The 26122-nt window shown below is 68.3% G+C and carries 5 protein-coding genes (1 of these 5 only partly in view); all 5 read left to right on the top strand.

Translation table 11 applies throughout. The annotated features are described in order from the left end of the window. Tightly spaced (each overlapping or abutting the next), the 5 genes in view from AWC07_RS14305 to AWC07_RS14285 form a layout consistent with a single transcriptional unit that may run on beyond the window. A protein-coding gene (locus AWC07_RS14305) for a type I polyketide synthase (RefSeq protein ID WP_085105114.1) crosses the window boundary here: on the top strand, positions 1–5036 show its 3' portion. It extends 517 nt beyond the left edge of the window; 5036 of the gene's 5553 nt are visible here — the last part of the coding sequence; the start codon falls outside the window, past its left edge; its stop codon occupies positions 5034–5036. Then, positions 5033–9652, top strand: coding sequence for a type I polyketide synthase (locus tag AWC07_RS14300; protein ID WP_139829701.1), 4620 nt, complete (start codon positions 5033–5035; stop codon positions 9650–9652). The genes AWC07_RS14305 and AWC07_RS14300 overlap by 4 nt, the downstream gene beginning before the upstream one ends. After that, on the top strand, positions 9649–16218 hold the full coding sequence (locus AWC07_RS14295) for a type I polyketide synthase (protein ID WP_036418270.1): 6570 nt from the start codon (positions 9649–9651) through the stop codon (positions 16216–16218). The genes AWC07_RS14300 and AWC07_RS14295 overlap by 4 nt, the downstream gene beginning before the upstream one ends. Next, positions 16215–21677 (top strand): type I polyketide synthase, encoded by a 5463-nt coding sequence (locus AWC07_RS14290; RefSeq protein ID WP_085105113.1) that lies wholly within the window; start codon positions 16215–16217, stop codon positions 21675–21677. Before AWC07_RS14295 ends, AWC07_RS14290 begins: the two co-directional genes overlap by 4 nt. Beyond that, positions 21674–26116: a type I polyketide synthase gene (locus tag AWC07_RS14285; protein ID WP_085105112.1), complete on the top strand. Its 4443-nt coding sequence runs from the start codon at positions 21674–21676 to the stop codon at positions 26114–26116. The genes AWC07_RS14290 and AWC07_RS14285 overlap by 4 nt, the downstream gene beginning before the upstream one ends. Positions 26117–26122: the final 6 nt, after the last annotated feature.

The raw sequence follows: 26122 nt of genomic DNA, 5'->3' as shown, positions 1-26122 counted from the left end.
ACACGGAATTCTTCGAGATATCCCCCAGCGAAGCCGACAAGATGGACCCCCAGCAACGACTGCTGCTGGAAGTGGCCTGGGAAGCGTTGGAACACGCCGGAATTGCGCCCAGCGCGCTGCGGCGCTCGCAGACGGGAGTATTCGCCGGGTCGTGCTTGAGCGAATACGGCGCTATTGCCTCCACCGATCTGTCGCAGGTCGACGGTTGGAGTAATACCGGCGGCGCGATGAGCATCATCGCCAACCGCCTCTCGTATTTCCTCGACCTGCGCGGCCCGTCCGTGGCGGTGGACACCGCATGCTCGTCGTCGCTAGTGGCGATCCACCTGGCCTGCCAGGGCCTGCGGACGCAGGACTGCAACCTGGCCATCGCCGCCGGAGTGAATTTGTTGTTGTCCCCGGCCGTATTTCGCGGCTTCGACCAAGTCGGTGCGTTGTCGCCCACCGGTCATTGCCGCGCCTTCGATGCGGCCGCCGACGGTTTTGTGCGCGGCGAAGGCGCCGGGGCGGTGGTGCTCAAGCGGTTGACCGACGCGCAACGCGACGGCGACCGCGTACTGGCGGTGATCTGCGGATCGGCGGTCAACCAGGACGGCCGCTCCAATGGGCTGATGGCCCCCAACCCCGCGGCCCAGATGGCCGTGCTCCGCGCGGCCTACACCAACGCGGGGATGCAGCCCAACGAAGTCGACTTCGTCGAAGCTCACGGCACCGGAACCCTGCTGGGCGATCCGATCGAAGCCCGCGCCCTGGGCACCGTGCTGGGCCGCGGACGCCCCGAGGACGCTCCCCTGCTCATCGGTACCGTCAAGACCAATCTCGGACACACCGAGGCCGCGGCCGGCATCGCCGGTTTCATCAAGACGGTGCTTGCGGTACAGCATGGCCGGATTCCGCCGAACCAGCGTTTCGAAAGCCCCAACCCACACATCGCGTTTGCCGACCTGCGGATGAAAGTCGTTGACACGCTGACGGAATGGCCGGAGACAGGCCATCCGCGGCGCGCTGGTGTGTCGTCATTCGGCTTCGGCGGTACCAACGCGCACGTGGTGATCGAACAGGGCCAGGAAGTGTCGCCGCCACCTGAGCACGGCCCGGCTCCGGCGGTGTCGACTCTGGTGGTGGCGGGTAAGACGGCGCAGCGGGTGGCCGCGACGGCAGGGGTGCTGGCCGACTGGATGGCGGGCCCCGGCGCGGCGGTGCCGTTGGCCGACGTCGCCCACACCGTCAATCATCACCGGTCCCGGCAGGCCCAGTTCGGCACCGTCGTCGCGCGTGACTGCGCGCAGGCGGTAGCCGGATTGCGTGCGCTGGCCGCCGGTCAGCACGCCATTGGTGTGGTCGGCCCGCAGGAGGGTTCACCGGGGCCGGGCATCGTGTTCGTCTATTCCGGTCGCGGCTGGCAATGGCCCGGCATGGGCCGCCAACTACTGGCTGACGAGCCCGCTTTCGCTGAGGCCATCGCCGACCTGGAGCCGGTATTCGTCGAACAGGCCGGCTTTTCGCTGCGCGACGTGCTCGCCAATGGCAAGGAACTGGTCGGCATCGAACAGATTCAGCTGGGCCTGATCGGCACGCAGCTGGCGCTGACCGCGCTGTGGCGCTCCTACGGAGTGCAACCCGACGCGGTGATCGGCCACTCGATGGGCGAGGTGGCCGCCGCCGTGGTCGCCGGAGCGCTGACACCTGCCGAGGGCTTGCGGGTGACCGCGACGAGGTCTCGGCTGATGGCGCCGTTGTCCGGGCAGGGCGGCATGGCCCTGCTCGAACTCGACGCCACCGAGACCAAGGCGCTCATCGCCGACTACCCGCAAGTGACCCTGGGTATATACAACTCGCCGCGCCAGACCGTGATCGCCGGTCCCACCGGACAGATCGACGAATTGATCAACCGGGTGCGGGCCCGGGATCGGTTCGCCAGTCGCGTCAATATCGAAGTGGCCCCGCACAATCCGGCCATGGATGCGCTGCAGCCCCTGATGCGTTCGGAGCTGGCGGATTTGAGCCCGCAGACCCCGACGATTCCGGTCATCTCCACCACCTACGAAGACGTCGACACCCGCCCGGTGTTCGACGCCGAGCACTGGGCCACCAACATGCGCAACCCGGTGCATTTCCAGCAGGCCATCGCGCGGGCCGGCGGCAACTACCACACCTTCATCGAGATCAGCGCCCACCCGCTGCTGACTCAGGCCGTCATGGACACATTGCGCAGCGCCCAGCACGGAACTCGATACACCAGCATCGGCACCCTGCAACGTGACGGTGACGACACCATCACCTTCCGCACCAACCTCAACACCGTCCACACCGACCACCCACCGCACACGCCACACCCGCCCGAGCCGCACCCGACCATCCCGACCACTCCCTGGCAGCACCACCGCCACTGGATCACCACCAAACGCTCGGCCCACGTTGCCGGTGTGGCTCCCGCGGCGGGCACCCTGCTCGGCCAACACACCTCGGTCCTGTCGAGTCCGCCGTCGCACCTCTGGCAAGCCAGGTTGGCACCGGATGCCAAGCCGTACCGGGGCCGGTATCGATTCCACGGGATCGAACTCGTCCCAGCCTCGGTCGTGCTGCACACAATGGTCTGCGCCGCAACAGAATTGGGCTACCGCTCGCTGACCGACATCCGATTCGAGCAACCCGTTTTCGCCGACCAGCCGCGACTGATCCAGGTGGTCGCCGACAACCTGTCGATCAGCCTGGCCTCGATTCCGGCTGCCGAAGCCTCGTCGAATCGGTGGACACGGCATGCGACAGCGCGACTTTCGTCGTCACCGCCGGGTTCGGCCCTTCCCGGCAACGGACACCACCCTCAGAATGTTCGCGGCGACGAGATTCCCGACGTTGCAGCGCTGTTCGCCGTCCATGGCGTCGACGGCCTGCCCTTCACCTGGTCGGTGGATTCATGGACACCGGAAGCCACCGGGCTCACCGTGGGGATCGATCTTCCCGAGGCACTGCCCGAGGGCTTGACCGCACCGCTACTGGACGCCGCAGTGCACGTCGGGGCGCTGGCCGACGACACCGACCCGCGGCTCCACGTGCCGGCCGCCATCGAGCAGATGTGGTTCGGCGACCCTGTCGGGGCGCCGCGCGCCTCGGTGATGCTCACCCGAACCGCTCGCGACGGCGACGGGATCACCGTCGATGTCGACATCACCGCCCCCGGCGACGCAGCCAGCATGTCGATGCGCTCACTTCGCTACCGGGCGCTGGACTTCGGCGACGGGCAACCGGCCGCCGAGAGCACCGACGCCCGGAGCTTCGTGCACACCATCGACTGGCAACCGCGCGCCGATGTCGTTGACGCGCAAGCCCACCCGGCACCCGGTCGGGTGACCGGGCCGCAGCCCGTCGCGGTGATCGGTGATGACGGTGCTCCGCTGCGGACACATCTCGAGAACGCCGGATACCCGCCCGCAGCGGTATCGGATGCCCGTTATCTGCTTTACGTCGCGGACTTTCACCCGGCAACCGCCGACGAGACCGACATCGACTTCTCCGTGCGGGTCACCGCCGAAATCGGCACTCTGGTAAAGACTTTAGCGGTACGAGATGCCGGTGAGCCCGCCTCGTTGTGGATCGTCACCCGCGGAGTCCACGAATCGGTGACCCCGTCGGCGCTGCGCCAGAGCTTCCTGTGGGGCCTTGCGGGTGTCATCGCCGCCGAACATCCCCAGCTGTGGGGTGGTCTGGTCGATCTCGCGGCCGACACGGACCTGGACGAATCCGCGCCGATACTCGTCGATCTGCTTGCGGCACCGAGCAAGTCGATCCTGGTATCACGAGACGGCGTGGTACTGGCCCCCGCCCTGGCGCCGGTGCGCGGCCAGCCGGTGCGCCCGTCTATGCAGTGCCGGCCCGATGCGGCCTACCTCGTCACCGGCGGGATGGGAGCGCTGGGTCTGCTGATGGCCGAGTGGCTCGCCGATCGCGGCGCCCGTCGTCTGGTGCTGACCGGTCGTACCCCGTTGCCGCCACGGCGGGACTGGGAACTCGACACCCTCGACGCCAGCCTGCGAACGAAGATCGACGCCATCCGTGCGCTGGAAATGCGCGGCGTGACGGTGGAAGCCGTCGCCGTCGACGTCGGATGCCGCGACGACGTACAGGCCCTGCTGGCCAAGCGCGATCGGGACGGAGCCGCGCCGATCCGCGGGATCATCCACGCCGCGGGCGTCACCAACGATCAACTGGTGACGCAGCTGACCGACGATGCGGTGCGACAGGTCATGTGGCCCAAGCTCGCCGGCAGCCAGGTGCTGCACGAGGCGTTCCCGCCCGGCAGCGTGGACTTCTTCTTCCTGACCGCGTCGGCTGCAGGGATATTTGGTATACCGGGACAGGGTTCGTACGCGGCCGCCAACTCCTATCTGGACGCGTTGGCACGGGCCCGCCGCCAACAGGGCTGCCACACCATGAGTCTGGACTGGGTTGCCTGGCGGGGGCTGGGTTTCGCCGCCGACGCCCAGATCGTCAGCGACGAGCTGCAGCGCATGGGTTCGCGCGACATCACGCCGTCGGAAGCTTTCACCGCGTGGGAATACGTCGACGGCTACGACGTCGCGCAAGCCGTCGTGGTGCCGGTGCCCTCGCCGGCCGCCGCGCCCGGGTCGATCGATGCGGCCGCGCACCTGAAGCCGGCGCAGGACTGGTCGCAGATGTCGGCCACCGAGGTGCGCACCGAGCTCGAGAAAGGACTGCGCGGCATCATCGCCGCCGAACTGCGGTTACGGGAAACAGAACTGGACACCGACCGACCGTTCGCCGAACTGGGGCTCAACTCGTTGATGGCGATGGCGATTCGGCGCGAAGCCGAGCAATTCGTCGGGATTGAGCTGTCGGCGACCATGCTGTTCAATCATCCGACGGTGGCATTGCTGGCCCAGTACCTCACCAAACTCGTCGCGCCACAGCAGGATTCGGCCGCCGATGAGATGGCCGCGTTATCCGCCTCGGCGGGAAGTGTGTTGGACAGTCTGTTCGACCGGATCGAATCGACCTCGACCGAGGGCGAAAGGTGATACGCACCGCCTTCAGCCGGATCTCCGGTATGACCGCACAGCAACGCGCCACGCTGGCCGAGGAGTTCACCAAGATCTCCCGGATCGCGGTGGCCGAGCCCGTCGCGGTGGTAGGGATCGGCTGCCGGTTTCCCGGCGGCGCAACCGATCCGGACAGCTTCTGGGACTTGCTGGGTGACGCGCGCAACGCGATTTCGCGGGTACCGGCCGACCGGTGGGACGCCGACGCGTTCTACGACCCCGACCCGTTGACACCGGGCCGGATGACCACCAAGTGGGGCGGATTCGTGCCCGACGTCGCCGGCTTCGACGCCGAGTTTTTCGGCATCACCCCGCGCGAAGCCGCCGCCATGGACCCGCAGCAGCGGATGCTGCTCGAGGTGTCCTGGGAGGCCCTCGAACATGCCGGCATTCCACCGGATTCGCTGGCCGGCACTCGAACCGGCGTCATGATGGGGGTCTATTTCAACGAATACCAGTCCATGCTGGGCACCAGCCCGGAAAGCGTGGACGCCTACAGCGGAACCGGAAACGCGCACAGCATCACGGTGGGTCGTATCTCGTACCTGTTGGGGCTGCGCGGTCCGGCGGTGGCGGTGGACACCGCGTGTTCGTCGTCGTTGGTGGCGCTACACCTGGCCTGCCAGAGCCTGCGGCTGCGCGAAACCGACTTGGCGCTGGCCGGCGGCGTCAGCATCACCCTTCGCCCGGAGACCCAAATCGCGATATCGGCCTGGGGATTGCTGTCCCCGCAGGGCCGGTGCGCCACGTTCGACGCGGCGGCCGACGGGTTTGTGCGCGGCGAGGGCGCCGGCGTGGTGGTGCTCAAGCGGTTGACCGACGCGGTGCGCGACGGCGACCGGGTGCTGGCAGTGGTGCGCGGCTCGGCGGTTAACCAGGACGGCCGCTCCAACGGGGTGACTGCGCCGAATACGGCGGCCCAGTGCGACGTGATCGCCGATGCGTTGCGATCCGCTGACGTCGCACCCGAAAGCGTGAACTATGTCGAAACCCATGGAACCGGCACGGTGCTGGGCGATCCGATCGAGTTCGAGGCGCTGGCGTCGACATACGGCGGGGGCGAGGGTTCGTGCGCGCTCGGGGCGGTGAAGACCAATATCGGGCATCTGGAGGCAGCGGCCGGGATCGCGGGGTTCATCAAGGCCGCGCTGGCGGTGCAGCACGCCACGATCCCGCCGAATCTGCATTTCTCGCAATGGAATCCAGCCATCGACGTCGCGCCGACGAGGTTTTTCGTTCCCACCGAGAACACCGCGTGGCCGGCCACCGAAGGTCAGATCGGGCCGCGGCGCGCGGCGGTGTCGTCGTTCGGACTGGGCGGGACCAACGCGCACGTCATCATCGAGCAGGGTACCGAACAGATTCCGGTATCGGGTCGCGGCTCTGACACCGACACCGACACTGAGGTGTCGACGCTGCTGGTGACCGGCAAGACGCCGCAACGGGTGGCGGCCACGGCGGCCGTGCTGGCCGATTGGATGGAGGGCCCGGGTGCCGAGGTGGCGCTGACCGATGTGGCCCACACCCTGAATCACCACCGCGCCCGGCACCCCAAGTACGGCATCGTGGTCGCCCGGCAGCGTGCCCAGGCGGTGGCCGGGTTGCGTGCCCTGGCGGCCGGGCAGCACGCCACCGGCGTGGTCGGCCCCCGGGACGACTCGCCCGGGCCGGGCACGGTGTTCGTCTACTCCGGACGTGGATCGCAATGGGCCGGGATGGGTCGCCGATTGCTCGCCGAAGAGCCCGCTTTCGCCGCTGCGGTGGCCGAATTGGAGCCGGTTTTCGTCGAGCAGGCCGGCTTCTCGCTGCATGAGGTCATCGCCGGTGGTAAGGAACTGGTCGGCATCGAGCAGATTCAGCTGGGCCTCATCGGCATGCAGCTGACCTTGACCCAGCTGTGGCGCTCCTATGGGGTGCAACCCGATTTGGTCATCGGCCACTCCATGGGCGAGGTGGCCGCTGCCGTGGTCGCCGGAGCGCTTACTCCCGCCGAAGGATTGCGGGTGACCGCCACCCGCTCGCGGCTGATGGCGCCGCTGTCCGGGCAGGGCGGCATGGCCATGCTCGGCCTCGATGCCGCCGAGACGGAAGCGCTCATCGCTGACTATCCGCAGGTGACATTGGGGATCTACAACTCCCCGCGCCAGACCGTCGTCGCCGGGCCCACCGAGCAGGTCGACGAATTGATCGCCCGGGTGCGCGCGCAGAATCGTTTTGCCAGCCGGGTGAATATCGAAGTCGCCCCGCACAATCCGGCCATGGACGCGCTGCAGCCCCAGATGCGTTCGGAACTGGCCGATTTGGCGCCGCGCACACCGACCATTCCGATCATCTCCACCACATACGAAAACCTGGCTACCCCACCGGCGTTCGATGCAGAGCACTGGGCCACCAACATGCGCAACCCGGTGCGGTTCCAGCAAGCCATCACCCAGGCCGGGACCGGTCACCACACCTTCATCGAAGTCAGCGCGCACCCGCTGCTAACTCAGGCCATCACCGACACGCTCGAAGCCGCGCGCCCGGAAGGCAGCACGGGCACCTTCGCGAGTATCGGGACGCTGCAACGTGATACCGATGACACCGTCACGTTCCGCGGCAACCTCTGCACTGCCCTGGACCACCCACCGCAGACCCCGCACCCGCCGGAGCCGCACCCCGCCATCCCCAGCACCCCGTGGCAACACACCCGCCACTGGATCACCGCCGCGGCGGGCGCCGAACGTCCGACTCCCAACAAGGTACCCGGACAAGTGCACTCCGGAAACCGGGCACTCGACGATTGGTGCTACGAGCTGACCTGGCCGGCCTGCCCGGCATCGGAGGCCGACCCACCGAGCAGCGCGCGCTGGCTGGTGGCAGCCGACGACGAACTGTGCACCGAGCTGCGCCGTGTCGCGGGTGCGGATTTCCGGGTCGAGATCCTGCCGTTGACCGCACTCGCCGACGACGGCGACCTGAGCGCGCTGCTGGAAGCCCTGCCCGCGCCCGACCATGTGCTCTACGCGCCGCCGGTCACCGCCGACCCACTGGACGTGGGACAGGCCTACCGGGTTTTCCATGCAACCCGGCGGCTTGCCGCCGCGATGAGGGCCAGCAGCTCACCGGCGAAGTTGTTCGTCGTGACCCGCAATGCCCAGCCCGTCGCGGAGGGGGATCGGGCCAACCCCGCGCATGCGGTGCTGTGGGGCCTGGGTCGCTCGCTGGCCCTGGAGCATCCCGAAATCTGGGGCGGACTCATCGATCTCGACCATTCGACGCCGGCAACGCTGGCCGTGCGGCAGGTGCTGGCCGCAGTCCGGGGCGCCGACGAGGAGGATCAGGTCGTGTACCGGCTGGGTGCCCGCCACGTGCCCCGGCTGCGGTGGCGGCCGGTGACCGCCGAAGCGGTCACCCTCAATTCCGAGGCCAGCCAACTGGTGATCGGGGCTACCGGCAACATCGGGCCGCACCTGATCCGCCAGCTCGCCCAGATGGGCGCCGCGACCGTCGTCGCGGTATCCCGCAACCCCGGCGACCGGCTGCACGAGCTGGCCGAAAGCCTTGCCGCAGTTGGCAAGAACCTCCTCACGGTTGCCGCGGATGTGACCGACGAAGGCGCCATGACGGCGCTGTTCGACCGGTTCGGCGCCGACTTGCCGCCGCTGGAGGGCATCTACCTGGCCGCTTTCGCCGGCCGGCCGGTCTTGCTGGACGAGATGACCGACGATGACGTCGAGGCCATGTTCGCGCCCAAGCTGGACGCCGCGGCCCTGTTGCACCGGCTGTCGGTGACGACGGCGGTGCGCTATTTCGTCCTGTTCTCCTCCATCTCAGGCCTGACCGGTTCGCGGTGGTTGGCGCACTACACCGCGACCAGCGGCTACTTGGACGCCCTGGCGTATGCGCGCCGTGTTATGGGCCTGCCGGCCACCGTTGTCGATTGGGGATTGTGGAAATCCCTGGCCGATGCCGAACACCAGGCCAATCAGGTCAGTATGGGATCGGGGCTGCTGCCCATGGACGACGAGGTCGCCATCGGGGCACTGCCGCTGGTGATGAACCCGGCAGCCGGGGTTCGCACTGCCGTGGTAGCCGCGGATTGGCCGCTGCTGGCGGCGGCCTACCGCACCAGGGGATCGCTGCGTATCGTCGAGGACCTGTTGCCGGCGCCGGAAGATGTCAGGTTGCCGGAAAGCGAATTCCGCCAGGCCTTGCGCAAATGTCACCCGGAACGCCGAGGGGACATGCTGTTCGACCACGTCGGCGCATTGGCCGCCGCTGTGATGGGCATGCCCGCCATCCAGACGCTGGACCCATCGGCGGGCTTCTTCCAACTCGGCATGGATTCGCTGATGAGCGTCACGCTGCAACGGGGGCTGTCGGAAAGCCTCGGCGAGTTCCTGCCCGCATCGGTGGTTTTCGACTATCCGACGGTGTACAGCCTTACCGACTACCTGGCCACTATCCTGCCCGAGCTCATCGAAGCAACGGAGGCGACCAGCGCGGCAACAGCAGCGGTGACACCCGACCAGCCGGACCCCGACACCTACGACGAACTCACCGAAGATGAGCTCCTGGAACAGCTTTCCGAACGACTAAGGGGAACGCGATGACCGCCGCGACACCGGATCGCCGAGCGATCATTACCGAGGCGCTGCACAAAATCGACGACCTGACGGCGCGCCTGGAACTTGCCGAAAAGTCCAGCACCGAGCCCATCGCGGTGGTGGGCATGGGATGCCGGTTCCCGGGCGGGGTGAACAACCCCGAACAGTTCTGGGAGTTGTTGTGCGACGGCCGAAGCGGCATCGTCCGGGTTCCCGCCCAGCGGTGGGATGCCGACGCCTTCTACACCGACGACCACACCGTACCGGGGACCATCTGCAGCCGGGACGGGGGATTTCTCACCGACTGGCAGCCCGACGAATTCGACGCGGAGTTCTTCTCGATCTCCCCCCGTGAAGCCGCGGCCATGGACCCCCAGCAGCGGTTGTTGATCGAAGTTGCCTGGGAAGCGTTGGAGAACGCGGGCGTGCCACCGCATTTGATCCGCGGTACCCAAACCTCGGTATTCGTCGGCGTCACCGCCTACGACTACATGCTGACATTGGCCGGCCAGCTGCGCCCCGAAGAGCTCGACGCTTACATCCCGACCGGGAACTCGGCGAACTTCGCCGCCGGACGGCTGGCCTACATCCTGGGTGCTCGCGGCCCCGCGGTGGTCATCGACACGGCCTGCTCGTCGTCGTTGGTGGCGGTGCACCTGGCCTGTCAGAGCCTGCGTTCGCGGGAAAGCGACATGGCGCTGGTCGGTGGGACCAACCTGTTGCTCAGCCCCGGACCGAGCATCGCGTGCTCGCGTTGGGGAATGCTGTCCCCGGAAGGCCAGTGCAAGACCTTCGATGCGTCCGCCGATGGATACGTCCGCGGCGAGGGCGCCGCGGTGGTGGTGCTCAAGCGGTTGGACGACGCGGTGCGCGACGGTGACCGCATCCTTGCGGTGGTGCGCGGTTCGGCGGTCAACCAGGACGGCGCCAGCAGCGGGGTGACCGTCCCCAACGGGCCCGCCCAACAAGCACTGCTGCGCACCGCATTGACGTCGTCCAAATTAGAAGCTGCCGACATCGACTACATCGAAGCCCACGGGACGGGAACTCCCTTGGGCGACCCGATCGAACTCGACTCGCTGAGCAAGGTTTTCAGCGAGCGGGAGAGCTCACCTCCGTTGGTGATCGGCTCGGTGAAGACCAACCTGGGTCACCTGGAAGCCGCGGCGGGTGTCGCCGGATTCATGAAAGCCGCACTCGCCGTGGGCAACGGCTACATTCCGCGGCACCTCAACTTCCGGCAGTTGACGCCGCATGCCAGTGCGGAAGCGGCTCGGCTGACCATCGCGGCCGACGGCATGGCGTGGCCGGAAACCGGCCGGCCGCGGCGCGCGGGCATCTCTTCATTCGGTGTCAGCGGGACGAACGCACACGTGGTGATCGAGCAGGCGCCCGCCCCGGCGGCCGTTACGCCGCACGGCCCGACTCCGGCGGTGTCGACGCTGGTGGTGTCGGGAAAGACGACGCAGCGGGTGGCCGCGACGGCATCGGTGCTGGCCGATTGGCTGGAAGGCCCCGGCGCCGGGGTGTCGCTGGCCGATGCCGCGCACACCCTCAACCACCACCGGCCCCGGCACGCCAAGTTCGCGACGGTGGCGGCCGTGGATCGGGGCCAGGCGGTGGCGGGGTTGCGGGCGCTGGCCGCGGGTCAATCCGCCCCGGGCGTGGTAGCTCCCCGGGAGGGCTCGGTGGGGCCGGGCACGGTGTTCGTCTACTCCGGACGTGGGTCCCAGTGGGCCGGAATGGGCCGCCAGCTGCTGGCCGACGAACCGGCCTTCGCCGCCGCCGTCGCCGAACTGGAGCCGGATTTCGTTGCGCAGGCCGGGTTTTCACTTCAGGAGGTAATTACCGGCGGCAAGGAGCTGGTCGGCATCGAGCAGATCCAGCTCGGGGTGATCGGCATGCAGCTGGCGCTCACCGAGCTGTGGCGCTCCTACGGGGTGCAACCCGACCTGGTGATCGGCCACTCCATGGGCGAAGTGGCCGCCGCGGTGGTCGCCGGCGCGCTCACCCCGGCGCAGGGCCTGCGGGTCACCGCCATCCGGTCGCGGCTGATGGCGCCGCTGTCCGGGCAGGGCACGATGGCGCTGCTCGAACTCGACGCCGCCGAGACCGAAGCCCTCATCGCCGACTACCCCCAGGTGAGCCTCGGGATCTACGCATCACCACGCCAAAGCGTGATTGCCGGACCGCCGCAGCAGATCGACGCTCTCATCGAGACGGTGCGCCAACGGGGCGGCTTCGCCACCCGGGTCAACATCGAGGTGGCCCCGCACAACCCGGCCATGGATGCGCTGCAACCCCAGATGCGTTCGGAACTGGCCGATCTCACCCCGCGGCCGCCGACCATGCCGATCATCTCCACCACCTACGCCGACCTCGACAGCCAACCGGTTTTCGACGCCGAACACTGGGCCACCAACATGCGCAACCCGGTGCGTTTCCACCAGGCGATCACACGCGCCTTCGACGGCCCGGGCGGCCCGCACCACACCTTCATCGAGATCAGCGCACACCCGCTGCTGACCCACTCGATCAGCGACACCCTGGCGAGCACGCATCACAACGCCGAGTATCTGAGCATCGGCACGCTGCAACGCGACACCCACGACACCCTGACGTTCCACACCAACCTCAACACCACGCACACCACCCGCCCGCCGCAAACCCCGCACCCGCCCGAACCACACCCCGTACTGCCCACCACGCCGTGGCAGCACACCCACCACTGGATCAGCGCCACTTCGCACTCCGGGTCCGCATTGCACCGGGCAGGCATCCACCCGCTGCTCGGCGTCGGCGTCACCGACCCCACTAACGGCATCCGCATTTGGGAAAGCGAGCTCGCCCCGGATCTGTTGTGGCTCGGCGATCACGTCATCGACGATCTCTGCGTGCTGCCGGGAGCGGCCTACGCCGAGGTCGCGCTGGCCGCCGCGACGGAAGCCTTCCCGGTCGAGCACGACGGACCCGAGCGGCCCTGGATGATCTCCGAGCTCGACCTCCACCAGATGCTGCACGTGACCGAAGGCACCGTACTGGTCACCACGCTCACCGGCGACGAACAACGCTGCCGGATCGAAATCCACTCTCGCAGTGGGTCTTCGGAATGGACAACCCATGCCACCGCCACCGTCGCGCGCACCCAATCGGTGGCGCCGCCGGATCACAAGGCACCACGTGCGGCGGTCGGCGACACGGCGGACGAACTCGATCCCGACGAGCTGTACCAGCGGCTGCGCGGCGCCGGCCAACAACACGGACCGGCGTTTCAAGGCATCGTCGGACTCGCCGTCGAGCAATCCGGCGCGGCCCGCGCCGACGTGCGGCTACCCTCGCCGGCCAGACCGGGTTCCCGCGACTTCTTGCTGCATCCGGTCATGATGGATATCGCGTTGCAGACGCTGGGCGCCACCCGGATGGCCACCGACCTGGCCGGCGGGCAGACCGCCCGGAAATCCTTGGTGGTGCCGGTACGTTACGCGGGCGTGCATGTGTACGGCGAGGTCACCCGCGGCGTCCGCGCCGTCGGCACTCTCGCCGCCCGCGAGGGTTCGGACCGGCTGGTCGGCGAAGTCGTCCTGACCGATCCGGATGGCCTGCCGCTGCTGGTCATCGACGAGGTCGAGATGGCCGTTCTTGGATCCGTCAGCGGTGCAACCGAACTCATCCAACGCCTGTTCACGTTGGAGTGGGAGCCGGCGCCGCTGACCAAAGCGGCCCCGGTATCCCCGGGCCCGGACCGGCTGTTGTTGATCGGTGACCCTGCCGCGGCCGACCCACTGCTGCCCGCGTTGCGGTCGTCGCTATCCGACCGTACCGAGGTGGAACTGATCTCGCCGCACGACGAGGCGGCGCTGCGCGCGACGATCACCCGATCCGGCTCCGGGTGGGACGGCATCGTCATGGTCTGTCCCCCTCGCAGCGTCGACGAATCGTTGCCCGACGACGCTCAGCTGGAGCTGGCGCGGACGCGCACCCTGCTGATCGCGCGCGTGGTGGAGACCGTGACGCGGATGGGCACCCGTAAGAGTCCGCGGCTGTGGATCGTCACCCGCGGCGCCCAACAGTTCGATCCCACCGACTCGGTCACGTTGGCGCAGGCCGAGTTACGTGGAATCGCCCGGGTGTTGACATTCGAGCATTCCGAACTCAAGACCACACTCGTCGACATCGAACCCGAAGGCACCGGCTCACTGGTCGGCCTGACCGCGGAGCTGCTCGCCGGGTCGGACCACGACGAGGTCGCCTACCGCGACGGACAGCGCTACGTCAACCGGCTGGTGCCCGCGCCCACCACGGCGAACGGTGATCTGGCCGCCGAGTCCCGGCGCACCGTCGTGAACCTCGACCGCACCGGGCCTTTGGGCGGAGCTGTCCGGCTGCAGATCGACCAGCCCGGCCGGCTGGACGCGCTCACCGTCCACGAGGTGAAACGGGCTAGGCCGCAGGGCGATCAGGTCGAGGTCCGGGTGGTCGCCGCGGGACTCAACTTCAGCGACGTGCTCAAGGCGATGGGCGTGTATCCCGGGCTCGACGGGGCTGCGCCAGTGATCGGCGGCGAGTGCGTCGGCTACGTGACCGCCGTCGGCGACGACGTAAGGTCCGGGGAGGCCTCGGTCGAGATGGGGCAGCGCGTCATCGCCTTCGGTCCCGGCACATTCGGCACCCACGTGGGCACGCTTGCCGATCTGGTCGTCCCCATCCCCGACACGCTGCCCGACAACGAGGCGGCCACGTTCGGCGTCGCATATCTGACCGCCTGGCATTCACTGTGCGAGGTCGGGCGGCTGGCCCCGGGCGAACGGGTGCTCATCCACTCCGCCACCGGCGGCGTCGGCATGGCCGCGGTCTCGATCGCGAAAATGATCGGCGCCCGCATCTACACCACAGCCGGCTCGGACGCCAAACGCGACATGCTGTCCAAGCTCGGCGTCGAGTACGTCGGCGACTCCCGCGGTGTGGACTTCGCCGACGAGATTCTCGAGCTCACCAACGGCTACGGGGTCGATGTCGTGCTCAATTCGCTGGCCGGAGAAGCGATTCAGCGTGGCGTGCAGATCCTGGCGCCCGGCGGCCGCTTCATCGAGCTGGGCAAGAAGGACGTCTACGCCGACGCCAACCTGGGGCTGGCGGCCCTGGCCAAAAGCGCGTCGTTCTGCGTGGTAGACCTCGACCTGAACCTGAAGCTGCGACCGGCAAAGTACCGCCAACTCCTGCAACACATCCTGGAGCACGTGGCAGCCGGTCGCCTGCCGGTGCTGCCCGTCACCGAATTCAGCCTGCGCGACGCGGCCGACGCATTCCGGCTCATGGCCTCCGGCAAGCACACCGGCAAGATCGTCATCTCGATACCGGATAGCGGCAGCATCGAAGCAGTCGCGTCGCCGCCGCCACTTCCCCTGGTCAGCCCCGACGGCGGCTACCTGATCGTCGGCGGCATGGGCGGTCTCGGCTTCGTCGTCGCCCGCTGGCTGGCCGAACAGGGCGCGGGATTGGTTGTCCTGAACGGACGTTCGGCTCCCGGCGACGAGGTCGGGGCGGCCATCGCGGAGCTGCGCGCCGCGGGTCACCGGATCGAGGTGATCACCGGCGACATCGCCGAACCCGGCACCGCCGACCGGCTGGTGCAGGCGGTCGAAGCGGCCGGCTTCCGGCTGGCCGGTGTCCTGCACAGCGCGATGGTGCTGGCCGACGAAATCGTGTTGAACATGACCGATTCGGCCGCCGCGCGGGTTTTCGCCCCGAAGGTCGCCGGCAGCTGGCGGCTGCATCAGGCGACGGCGTCGCGGGACGTCGACTGGTGGCTCACCTTCTCCTCGGCCGCCGCGCTTCTCGGCACACCCGGGCAGGGCGCCTACGCCGCAGCCAACTCGTGGGTCGACGGCCTGGTCGCGTACCGGCGCTCCCGGGGACTGCCCGCGGTCGGAATCAACTGGGGCCCATGGGCCGAGGTCGGTCGCGCCCAGTTCTTCGCCGACCTGGGTGTGTCGATGATCACCGCCGAGCAGGGCCTGGCCGCGATGCAGGCGGTGCTCGCCGCCGATCGGGCGCGCACCGGTGTGTTCAGCCTGGACGCTCGGCAGTGGTTCCAGTCCTTCCCCGCCGTGGCTGGGTCGTCGTTGTTCGCGAAGCTGCAGGAGTCGACGGCGCCCGAGCGAAGCGGCGGCGGCAAGGTCCGGGCGCAGCTGGACGCCCTCGACGCGGCCGAACGCCCGGGCTACCTGGCGTCGGCGATCGCCGGCGAGATCCGCGGCGTGCTGCGTTCGAGCGATCCGATCGACCACGACCGGCCGTTGGAGACGCTGGGGCTCGATTCGCTGATGGCCCTGGAATTGCGAAACCGGCTGGAAGCAAGTCTGGGCATCACCTTGCCGGTCGCGCTGGTGTGGGCCTACCCGACGATCACCGACCTGGCGGCCGCCTTGTGCGAACGCATGGACTATGCACCGCCGGCCGCCGCGCAGCAGACCGCTGACGCGGAACCCGAACTGTCTGACGAGGAGATGGACTTGCTCGCCGATCTGGTCGAAGCCAGCGAGCTGGAAGCTGCCGCACGAGGTGAGTCATGACCAGCCTGGCAGAGCGCGCGGCGCAACTGTCGCCCAACGCCCGGGCCGCCCTGGCTCGCGAGCTCGTCCGCGCCGGGACGGCCTTCCCCACCGACATCGCCGAGCCGGTTGCGGTGGTGGGCATCGGTTGCCGCTTCCCGGGGAATGTGACTGGGCCGGAAAGCTTTTGGCAACTGCTGGTCGACGGTGTGGACACCATCGGTGAGGTACCGCCGGATCGGTGGGACGCGGACGCGTTCTACGACCCCGACCCGTCGGCGCCCGGGCACATGACGACGAAATGGGGCGGATTCGTTTCCGACGTCGACGCTTTCGACGCCGACTTCTTCGGCATCACGCCCCGCGAAGCCGTGGCGATGGACCCGCAGCATCGGATGCTGCTCGAAGTGGCCTGGGAAGCGCTCGAGCACGCCGGTATCCAGCCGGATTCCCTGAGCGGCAGCCGAACCGGCGTGATGATGGGGCTGTCGTCGTGGGACTACACGATCGTCAACATCGAGCGCAGAGCCGACATCGACGCCTACCTGAGCACCGGAACGCCGCATTGCGCGGCGGTGGGCCGGATCTCCTACCTGCTGGGATTGCGCGGTCCGGCCGTCGCCGTGGACACCGCGTGCTCGTCGTCGTTGGTGGCGATCCACCTGGCCTGCCAGAGCCTGCGGCTGCGCGAGACCGACGTCGCACTGGCCGGCGGGGTGCAGCTCACCTTGTCCCCCTTCACCGCGATCGCGCTGTCCAAGTGGTCGGCGCTGTCGCCGACCGGTCGATGCAACAGCTTCGACGCCAACGCCGACGGATTCGTACGCGGCGAGGGCTGCGGTGTGGTAGTGCTCAAACGGCTGGCCGACGCGCTGCGCGACCGGGACCGGGTACTGGCGGTAGTCCGAGGTTCGGCAACCAACTCCGACGGCCGCTCCAACGGCATGACCGCACCCAACGCGCTCGCCCAGCGCGACGTGATCGCCTCGGCGCTGCGGCTCGCCGACGTCCCCGCCGACAGCGTCCAGTATGTCGAAACGCACGGCACCGGAACAATATTGGGTGATCCCATCGAGTTCGAGTCGCTGGCGACCACGTATGGCCTTGAAGGCCAGGGCGCCGGCTCGTGCGCGTTGGGCTCGGTCAAGACCAACATCGGTCACCTGGAGGCCGCCGCCGGGGTGGCCGGATTCATCAAGGCGGTGCTGGCGGTCGAGCGCGGACAGATTCCGCGCAATCTGCACTTCACCCGGTGGAACCCCGCCATCGACGCGTCGGCGACCCGGCTGTTCGTGCCGACCGAAACCGCCCCGTGGCCCGCGGCGACCGGACCGCGCCGTGCAGCGGTGTCGTCGTTCGGCCTCAGCGGGACCAACGCGCACGTGGTGCTCGAGCAAGGCCCGGACCAGGCGCCACCGCCCGCCGTCGAAGCACCCCCCGTCACGACCGTGACGGTATCGGGCAAGACGGCGCAACGCGTAGCCGGCATGGCCGCGGCGTTGGCCGACTGGATGTCCGGGCCGGGCGCGGCGGCATCGCTTGCCGACGTGGCGCACACCATCAACCATCACCGGCCCCGGCACGCCAAGGTCGCCACCGTGATCGCGCGTGACCGCGCCGAGGCTGTCGCAGGATTGCGGGCGCTGGCGACCGGACAGCCGCGGGTCGGTGTGGTGGGTTGTGATCAGCGTGCTGGCGGGCCGGGCCGGGTATTCGTGTACTCGGGTCAGGGTTCGCAGTGGGCCGGGATGGGCCGGCAGTTGCTGGCCGACGAACCGGCGTTCGCCAAGGCGATAGCCGAGCTGGAGCCGGTATTCGTTGCCCAGGTTGGCTTTTCGTTACAACAGACACTATCCGCGGGCGACGAGGTGGTGGGCATCGACCGCATCCAGCCGGTGCTGGTCGGGATGCAGCTGGCCCTGACCGAGTTGTGGCGGTCCTACGGCGTGACACCCGATGCGGTGATCGGGCACTCGATGGGCGAGGTGGCCGCGGCGGTCGTGGCCGGCGTATTGACGCCCGAGCAGGGCTTGAAGGTGATCGCCACCCGGTCGCGTTTGATGGCCCGGCTGTCGGGTCAGGGCGCGATGGCGCTGCTCGAACTCGATGCCGATGCCACCGAGTCGCTGATCGCCGACTATCCGCAGGTAACGCTGGCGGTGTATGCGTCGCCGCGTCAGTCGGTGATCGCCGGGCCGCCCGAGGCGGTGGACTCGATCATCGCCGCGGTTGCCGCACAGAATCGGCTGGCGCGACGCGTCGAGGTCGACGTGGCCTCCCATCACCCGATCATCGACCCGATCCTGCCCGAATTGCGAAGCGCACTGGCGGATTTGGCCCCGCAGCCACCACGCATCCCGATCATCACGACCACGCGCCTAAGTGACGAACACTCACACCCGGTGATGGATGCCGACTATTGGTCGGCCAACCTGCGCAACCCGGTGCGATTCCACCAGGCCATTAGAGCCGCAGCCGCCGACCGCCACGGCTGCCATGCCTTCATCGAGATGAGTCCGCACCCGGTGCTCCTGCACGCCATCACCGAAACCCTGGAGGGCGCCGGCGACCAGATCGTCACGGGGACGATGAACCGCGACCACGACCAAACGCTGTTCTTCCACACCCAACTCGCCACGGTCGGAGCGACCACCCCGGACGACGCCAACGGGCGCCTCGTGGACGTACCGCCCACACCGTGGCAGCACAGCAGATTCTGGGTCACGGATCGATCCGCGATGTCGGAACTGGCCGCCACCCATCCACTGCTCGGCGCCCACATCGAGATGCCCAGCGGCGGAAACCATGTGTGGCAGGCCGACGTCGGAACCGACGTATCCCCGTGGTTGGCCGATCACAAGGTGTTCGGCCAACCGATCATGCCGGCCGCGGCGTTCGCCGAGATCGCGTTGGCGGCGGGCACCGAAGCGCTGGGCGTATCCGCCGACTCGATCGGCATCACCCAGTTCGAGGTCGAGCAGATGCTGCCCCTCGACGGCCACACCCAGCTGACCACCCAGTTGATTCGCAACGGCGACAGCCAGATTCGGGTCGAGATCTACTCCCGCTCGCCCAACGGCGACTTCCGCCGGCACGCCACGGCCAGGGTCGAACCAGCACCGCCCGACGCCGTGCGCACCCACCCGGATGCACACCGTTCTTCCACCGCGCCAACGGTGTCGCCCGCCGATTTCTATGCCTTACTTCGTCAAACCGGTCAACACCACGGTCCCGCCTTCGCGGCGCTGAGCCGAATATCGCGTTTATCCGACGGTTCCGCCGAAACCGAGATCACCCTTCCCGACGAGGCTCCGCGGCACCCCGGATTTCGGCTGCATCCGGCCATGCTGGATACCGCCCTGCAAAGCCTGGGTGCCGCAATACCCGACGGCGAGGTCGCGGGGTCAGCCGAAGCCAGCTATCTGCCGGTGTCCTTCGACAAGGTTCGGGTCTACCGCGACATCGGCCGCCACCTCACATGTCGCGCGCAGCTGGCCAACCTCGACGGCGGCGGCGGCAAGCTGGGCAACATCGTGTTGATCGACGACACCGGGCAGGTAGCCGCCGAAATCGACGGCATCTACCTACGCCGCATCGAGCGCCGGGCGGTGCCACTGCCGTTGGCGCAGAAGATCTTCGACGTCGAATGGATCGAAAGCCCGATCGCCGGAGACCTTGCCCCCCAGGCCGCGCAGCCGGCGCCCGGCAGTTGGCTGGTGCTCACCGACGCGACCGCGGACAGCCAAACCCAGCTGATGGCCGACCAGTTCATCGAGCGGTGGCGCTCGGTGCGGCGGGTGCTCACCGCCGATCTCGGGGACGAACCGGCAATGCTGGCCGCATTCGCGGAAACCGCAGGCGATCCGGACCACCCGCCCGTCGGCCTGGTCGTCTTCGTCGGCGGTGCCTCGTCCGGATTGGACGACGGGTTGACGGCAGCGCGAGACCGGGTGTGGTCGATCACGACCGTCGTTCGCGCCGTCGTCGGCACCTGGCACGGCCGATCACCGCGGCTGTGGCTGGTCACCGGCGGCGGGCTGCCCGTTCACGACGACGAGCCGGGAGCCCCCGCAACGGCGTCCTTGAAGGGTCTGGTGCGCGTTCTCGCCTTCGAGCATCCCGATATGCGCGCCACCCTGGTCGACCTGGACGGCACACCAGACCCGCTCGCCGCGCTGACCGCGGAACTGCGGGATTCGGGCAACGACGATGTGATCGCCTGGCGGGGTGACCGCAGGTTCGTCGAACGCCTGTCGCGCGCCACTTTCGATGCACAAGCGGGTCACCCGGTGGTCCGCCCCGGAGCCTCGTACGTCGTCACCGGTGGTCTCGGCGGACTCGGGTTGGTGGTCGCCAACTGGCTGGTTGACCGCGGCGCCGGCCGGGTGGTGCTCAATGGCCGCAGCGAACCCACCGACGACCAGCGCCAGGCCTTGGCCGCATTGGAAGCCCGCGCCGACATCGTGATCGTCCGCGGCGACGTCGCAGCGCCGGGCGTGGCCGAACGTCTCATCGAGGCAGCGGGACAAGCGGGGGCGCAATTACGCGGTGTCGTGCACGCCGCCGCGGTCATCGAAGACAGCCTGGTGTTCTCCATGAGCAGGGACACCCTCGAGCGGGTATGGGCACCCAAGGCGGCCGGAGCACTGCGGATGCACCACGCCACCGAGGGCTGCCAGCTCGACTGGTGGCTCGGATTCTCCTCCGTCGCTTCACTATTGGGCTCTCCGGGCCAGGCGGCCTACGCCTGCGCCAGTGCCTGGCTCGACGCGCTGGTCACCTGGCGCCGAGCATCCGGCCTGCCGGCGGCGGTGATCAACTGGGGGCCGTGGTCAGAGGTGGGTGTCGCGCAATCCCTGGTCGGCAGCGTCCTTGACACCATCACCCCGGCAGAGGGCATCGAGGCATTGGACTCGCTGCTGGCCGCCGGCCGGGCCCGCACCGGCGTCGCCAGGCTGCGCGCCGACCGGGCTCTGATCGCGTTCCCGGAGATCCGCGGCATCAGCTACTTCACCCGGGTGGTCGACGAGCTGGACTCGGCGGGCGATCTCGGCGACTGGGCCGGACCCGACGCGCTTGCCGACCTCGACGCGGCCGAGGCGCAGCGGGTGGTGACCGAGCGGATGCGCGCGCGGATCGCGGCGGTGATGGGCTACGCTGACCGGTCAGCTGTCGATCCCGCCGTGCCGCTGACGGAGCTGGGGCTGGACTCCCTGATGGCGGTGCGGATCCGCAACGGCGCGCGGGCCGACTTCGGCGTGGAACCGCCGGTGGCACTGATCTTGCAGGGGGCGTCCCTGCACGACCTGACCGTCGACCTGATGCGCCAACTCGGGCTCTCGGGCCCCGACCAGACGCTGGAAAACCAAAAAAGCATGGCCACCGTTCGCGACCGGGCGCAGCAGCGCGCGGCAGCGCGACATGGAGCCGCGATACGGCGGCGGCCCAAGCCTGGACTACACGGAGGACAAGACCTGTGAGCACACCCGACAACGCCATCGCGGTAGTCGGCATGGCCGGCAGATTCCCGGGCGCGAACGATCTGTCGACCTTCTGGAGCAATCTTCGGCGCGGCAAGGAGTCGATCGTCACCCTGTCGGAACAGGAACTGCGCGACGCGGGGGTCAGCGACAAGACGCTGGCCGACCCGGCATACGTGCGCCGCGCACCGCTACTGGACGGGATCGACGAATTCGACGCGGACTTCTTCGGATTCCCCCCGCTGGCCGCGCAGGTGCTCGACCCGCAACACCGGCTGTTCCTGCAATGCGCGTGGCATGCGCTCGAGGACGCCGGGTGTGACCCCGCCCAGTTCGACGGCTCGATCGGCGTGTACGGAACCAGCTCTCCCAGCGGCTATCTGCTACACAACCTGCTGTCGCATCGAGACCCGAACGCGGTGCTGGCCGAGGGGCTCAACTTCGACCAGTTCAGCCTGTTCCTGCAAAACGACAAAGATTTCCTGGCGACGCGGATATCGCATGCGTTCAACCTGCGCGGCCCGAGCATCGCGGTCCAAACCGCCTGCTCGTCTTCGCTGGTCGCCGTGCACCTGGCCTGCCTGAGCCTGCTGTCCGGCGAGTGCGACATGGCACTGGCCGGCGGGTCCTCGTTGTGCATCCCGCACCGTGTCGGTTACTGGAACTCGCCGGGATCGATGGTGTCGGCGGTCGGCCATTGCCGGCCCTTCGACGTGCGCGCCGACGGCACCGTCTTCGGCAGCGGTGTGGCGATGGTGGCGCTCAAGCCGTTGCAGGCGGCCATCGACGCCGGCGACCGCATTCACGCCGTCATCCGCGGATCGGCGATCAACAACGACGGATCGGCGAAAATGGGCTACGCGGCCCCCAATCCGGCCGCCCAGGCCGACGTCATCGCCGAAGCCCACGCGGTGGCCGGCGTCGATTCCTCGACCATCAGCTATGTCGAGTGCCACGGAACCGGCACCCCGCTCGGTGATCCTATCGAAATCCAAGGGCTGCGAACGGCATTCGAGGTTTCTGAAACGGCCCGCCCAGGGCCATGCGTACTGGGGTCGGTCAAGTCGAACATCGGCCACCTGGAGGTCGCCGCCGGAATCGCGGGTCTGATCAAGACGATCCTGTGCCTGAAGCACCGGGCGATTCCTGCGACACTGCACTACACCAGCCCCAACCCGGAACTGCGGCTGGACGAGACCCCGTTCACGGTGCAAAGCAAGTACGGCCCCTGGGAGTCCGATGGTGTGCTGCGGGCCGGGGTCAGCTCGTTTGGGGTCGGCGGCACCAACGCGCACGTCGTCTTAGAACAGGCCCCAAAGGAAGCACCAGCGGTTCCGGCTCACCCCGCGCCGGCCGGGCCGCAAGTGCTGCTGCTGTCGGCGAAAAGCGCGGCAGCGCTTGGGGAGTCGCGCAACACCCTGGCCGCCGCGCTAGAACGGCCGGACGCACCGGACCTGTCCGACGTGGCCTACACGCTCACCCGGCGCCGCAAGCACACTGTCACGATGGCCGCCGTCGTCCACGACCGTGAGCACGCGGTCAAGGTGCTGCGGGCGGCCGAGCACGACAACGTCTTCGTCGCCGAATCCGGCACGGACGGCGCCCCTGAAACAACCACGTCAGACCGCGTCGTTTTCCTCTTCCCGGGCCAGGGCGCGCAGCACGTCGGCATGGCGAAAGGGCTTTACGACACCGAGCCCGTCTTCGCCGAACATTTCGATGCCTGCGCCGCCGGATTCCGCCGCGAGATGGACATCGATCTATACGCCGAGGTGTTCAGCGGGACCGCAACGGATCTGGAGCGCATCGACCGATCGCAACCGGCACTGTTCACCGTGGAGTACGCGCTCGCCAAGCTGGTCGACAGCTACGGGGTGCGTGCGGGCGCCTACATCGGCTACAGCACCGGCGAATACATCGCGGCCACCCTGGCCGGGGTATTCGACGTCGAGACCGCGATCAAGACCGTCGCGTTGCGGGCCCGCCTGATGCATGAGTCACCGCCCGGCGCCATGGTCGCGGTGGCGGTCGGCCCCGACGAGGTCGCGCAGTACCTCTCGCCGGGGGTGGAGCTCTCGGCGGTCAACGATCCCGGCAACTGCGTGGTCGCCGGCCCCAAGGACGCGATCCGCGAGTTCACCCAACGTCTCAACGAGGCCGGGATACCGGTTCGCCGGGTCCGCGCGACCCACGCGTTTCACACCAGCTCGATGGATCCGATGTTGGAAGAATTCCAGGCATTCCTGTCCCGGCAGCAGCTGCGTGCCCCGCGCACGCCGCTGCTGAGCAACCTCACCGGAACCTGGCTGACCGAGCAGCAGGTCACCGACCCGGCCACCTGGGCACGTCAGATCAGCTCCCCGATCAGGTTCGCCGACGAACTCGACGTGGTGCTGACAGATCCGGGTCGAGTCCTCGTCGAGGTCGGTCCCGGCGGCAGCCTTACCGGTTCGGCAATACGGCATCCGAAGTGGTCGGCTGGGCATCGCGCCGTCCGGCTCATGCGTCATCCGATTCAGAACGCCGATGACCGCGACACCTTCCTGCGCGCGCTGGGTGAGCTCTGGTCAGCCGGAATCGACGTCGACTGGACGCCGCGGCGTGCGGCCCAGCCGCAGCTGGTTTCCCTGCCCGGCTATCCGTTTGCCCGCCAACGGCATTGGGTGGAGCCCAAGCACATGGTCTGGTCGCAGGTTCCCGCCGCGAGTAACGGCTCACCGGTAGGTGCGGGGACTGGTGCCGGCACCGTCGAAGTGGCGCAGAACGGAGAGTTGCAGACCGAGACCACGTTGCGGCGCATCTGGGAACAGTGCATGGGCGTCAGCTCCATCGATCGAAACGCCAATTTCTTTGACATGGGCGGCGATTCCCTGATGGCCATCAGCATCGCGATGTCCGCCGCCAACGAGGGCCTGACCATTACACCGCAGGACCTTTACGAATACCCGACCTTGGCCACGCTGGCGGCCGCTGTCGACGCCTCCTTCGCGGCCAGCGGGTTAGCGAAACCCGCTGAGCCCCAGGCGCATCCGGCGGTTCCGCCGAACCTGGCGTACTTCCTCGACCGTGGGCTGCGTGACACCGGCCGCTGGCGCATCCCGCTGATCCTGCGGCTCGACCCCAAGATCGGCCTGGAAGACGTCCGGGCAGTGCTGACCGCGGTGGCCAACCACCACGACGCGTTGCGGCTGCAGCTCGTCGACAAGGCCGGAATGTGGGAGCAGCACATCGCATCACCCGCGGAGTTCACCCGGCTCTCGACCGCGTCACTTCCCGACGACGTGTCCGCCGGCAGCCCGCAGGAGCGGACTGCGGTGTCCGCCATCGTGGCCGAACTGGCTGCCCGCCAAGACCTCTCGGACGCGCCGCTGACTGCCGTGCACATCACCGCCGGGCACGGCGGTCCGCACTACCTGGGCCTCAGCCTGCACGAGACGGTCAGCGACGACGCGTCGCTGCAGATCCTGGGCAACGACATCGTCGCCGCGTTCGGCCGGCGGCTGGCGGGCGAGGAGGTCACGCTGGAGCCGGTCACCACCGGGTGGCGGGAGTGGTCGGTGCGCTGCGCGGCCCTCGCCACCCATCCGGCGGCCCTCGACACTCGCTCCTTCTGGATCGAGAACTCCAGCAAGGTGACCTTGTGGCTGACCGACGCCCTGGGGGCTGCGGAAACCACGCAACCACCGAGCGCCGATGACCTGATGAGGTCGTCGACCACGCTGAACTTCGAGCAGACATCCGAGCTCGATGACGCTCGGCGCCGGTTCCGGCGCTCGATCCAGGAGATCGTGCTGGCCGGGCTCGGCCGAACGATAGCCAAGACGGTCGGTGACGGTGTGGTCGCCGTGGAACTCGAGGGCGACGGGCGCTCGGTGCTGCGACCGGACGTCGACCTGCGCAGAACCGTGGGTTGGTTCACGACGTACTACCCGATTCCACTGGCATGCGCGAACGGGCAAGGCGCGTCGGCGATTCGGCAGCTCGACGCCGTTCACGACACGCTGCAATCCGTTCCGCACTACGGAATCGGATACGGGCTGCTGCGGTACCTGTATGCGCCGACCGGACGCGTGCTCGGTGCGCAGCGCACGCCCGACATCCACTTCCGTTATGCGGGCGTCATTCCCGAGTTGCCGAGCACCGATGCACCGGTACAGTTCGACTCCGACATGACGATGCCCGTACGCGAGACGATCCCTGGGTTGGGCCACGCGATCGAACTCCGGGCTTATCGCTCCGGTGGCTCATTGCATCTCGATTGGTGGTATGACGCCCGCCGCATCCCGGCAGCAACGGTAGAAACGCTGGCGCGGACCTTCCCGGCCACACTGAGCGAGCTGATCCAGGAGGCCATAGCGGCCGATCATGACGAGATCGAAACGGTCGGGGCACCCGAACCGGGCGCCCTGGTGGACTTGTCCAGCCTGGATGCGGGCTGAGGAGGA

The organism is Mycobacterium gastri (genome assembly GCF_002102175.1).
GTDB lineage: Bacteria > Actinomycetota > Actinomycetes > Mycobacteriales > Mycobacteriaceae > Mycobacterium > Mycobacterium gastri.
Note: the sequence above shows the minus strand (reverse complement) of the source record. Positions and strands in the feature narration are given on the sequence as shown.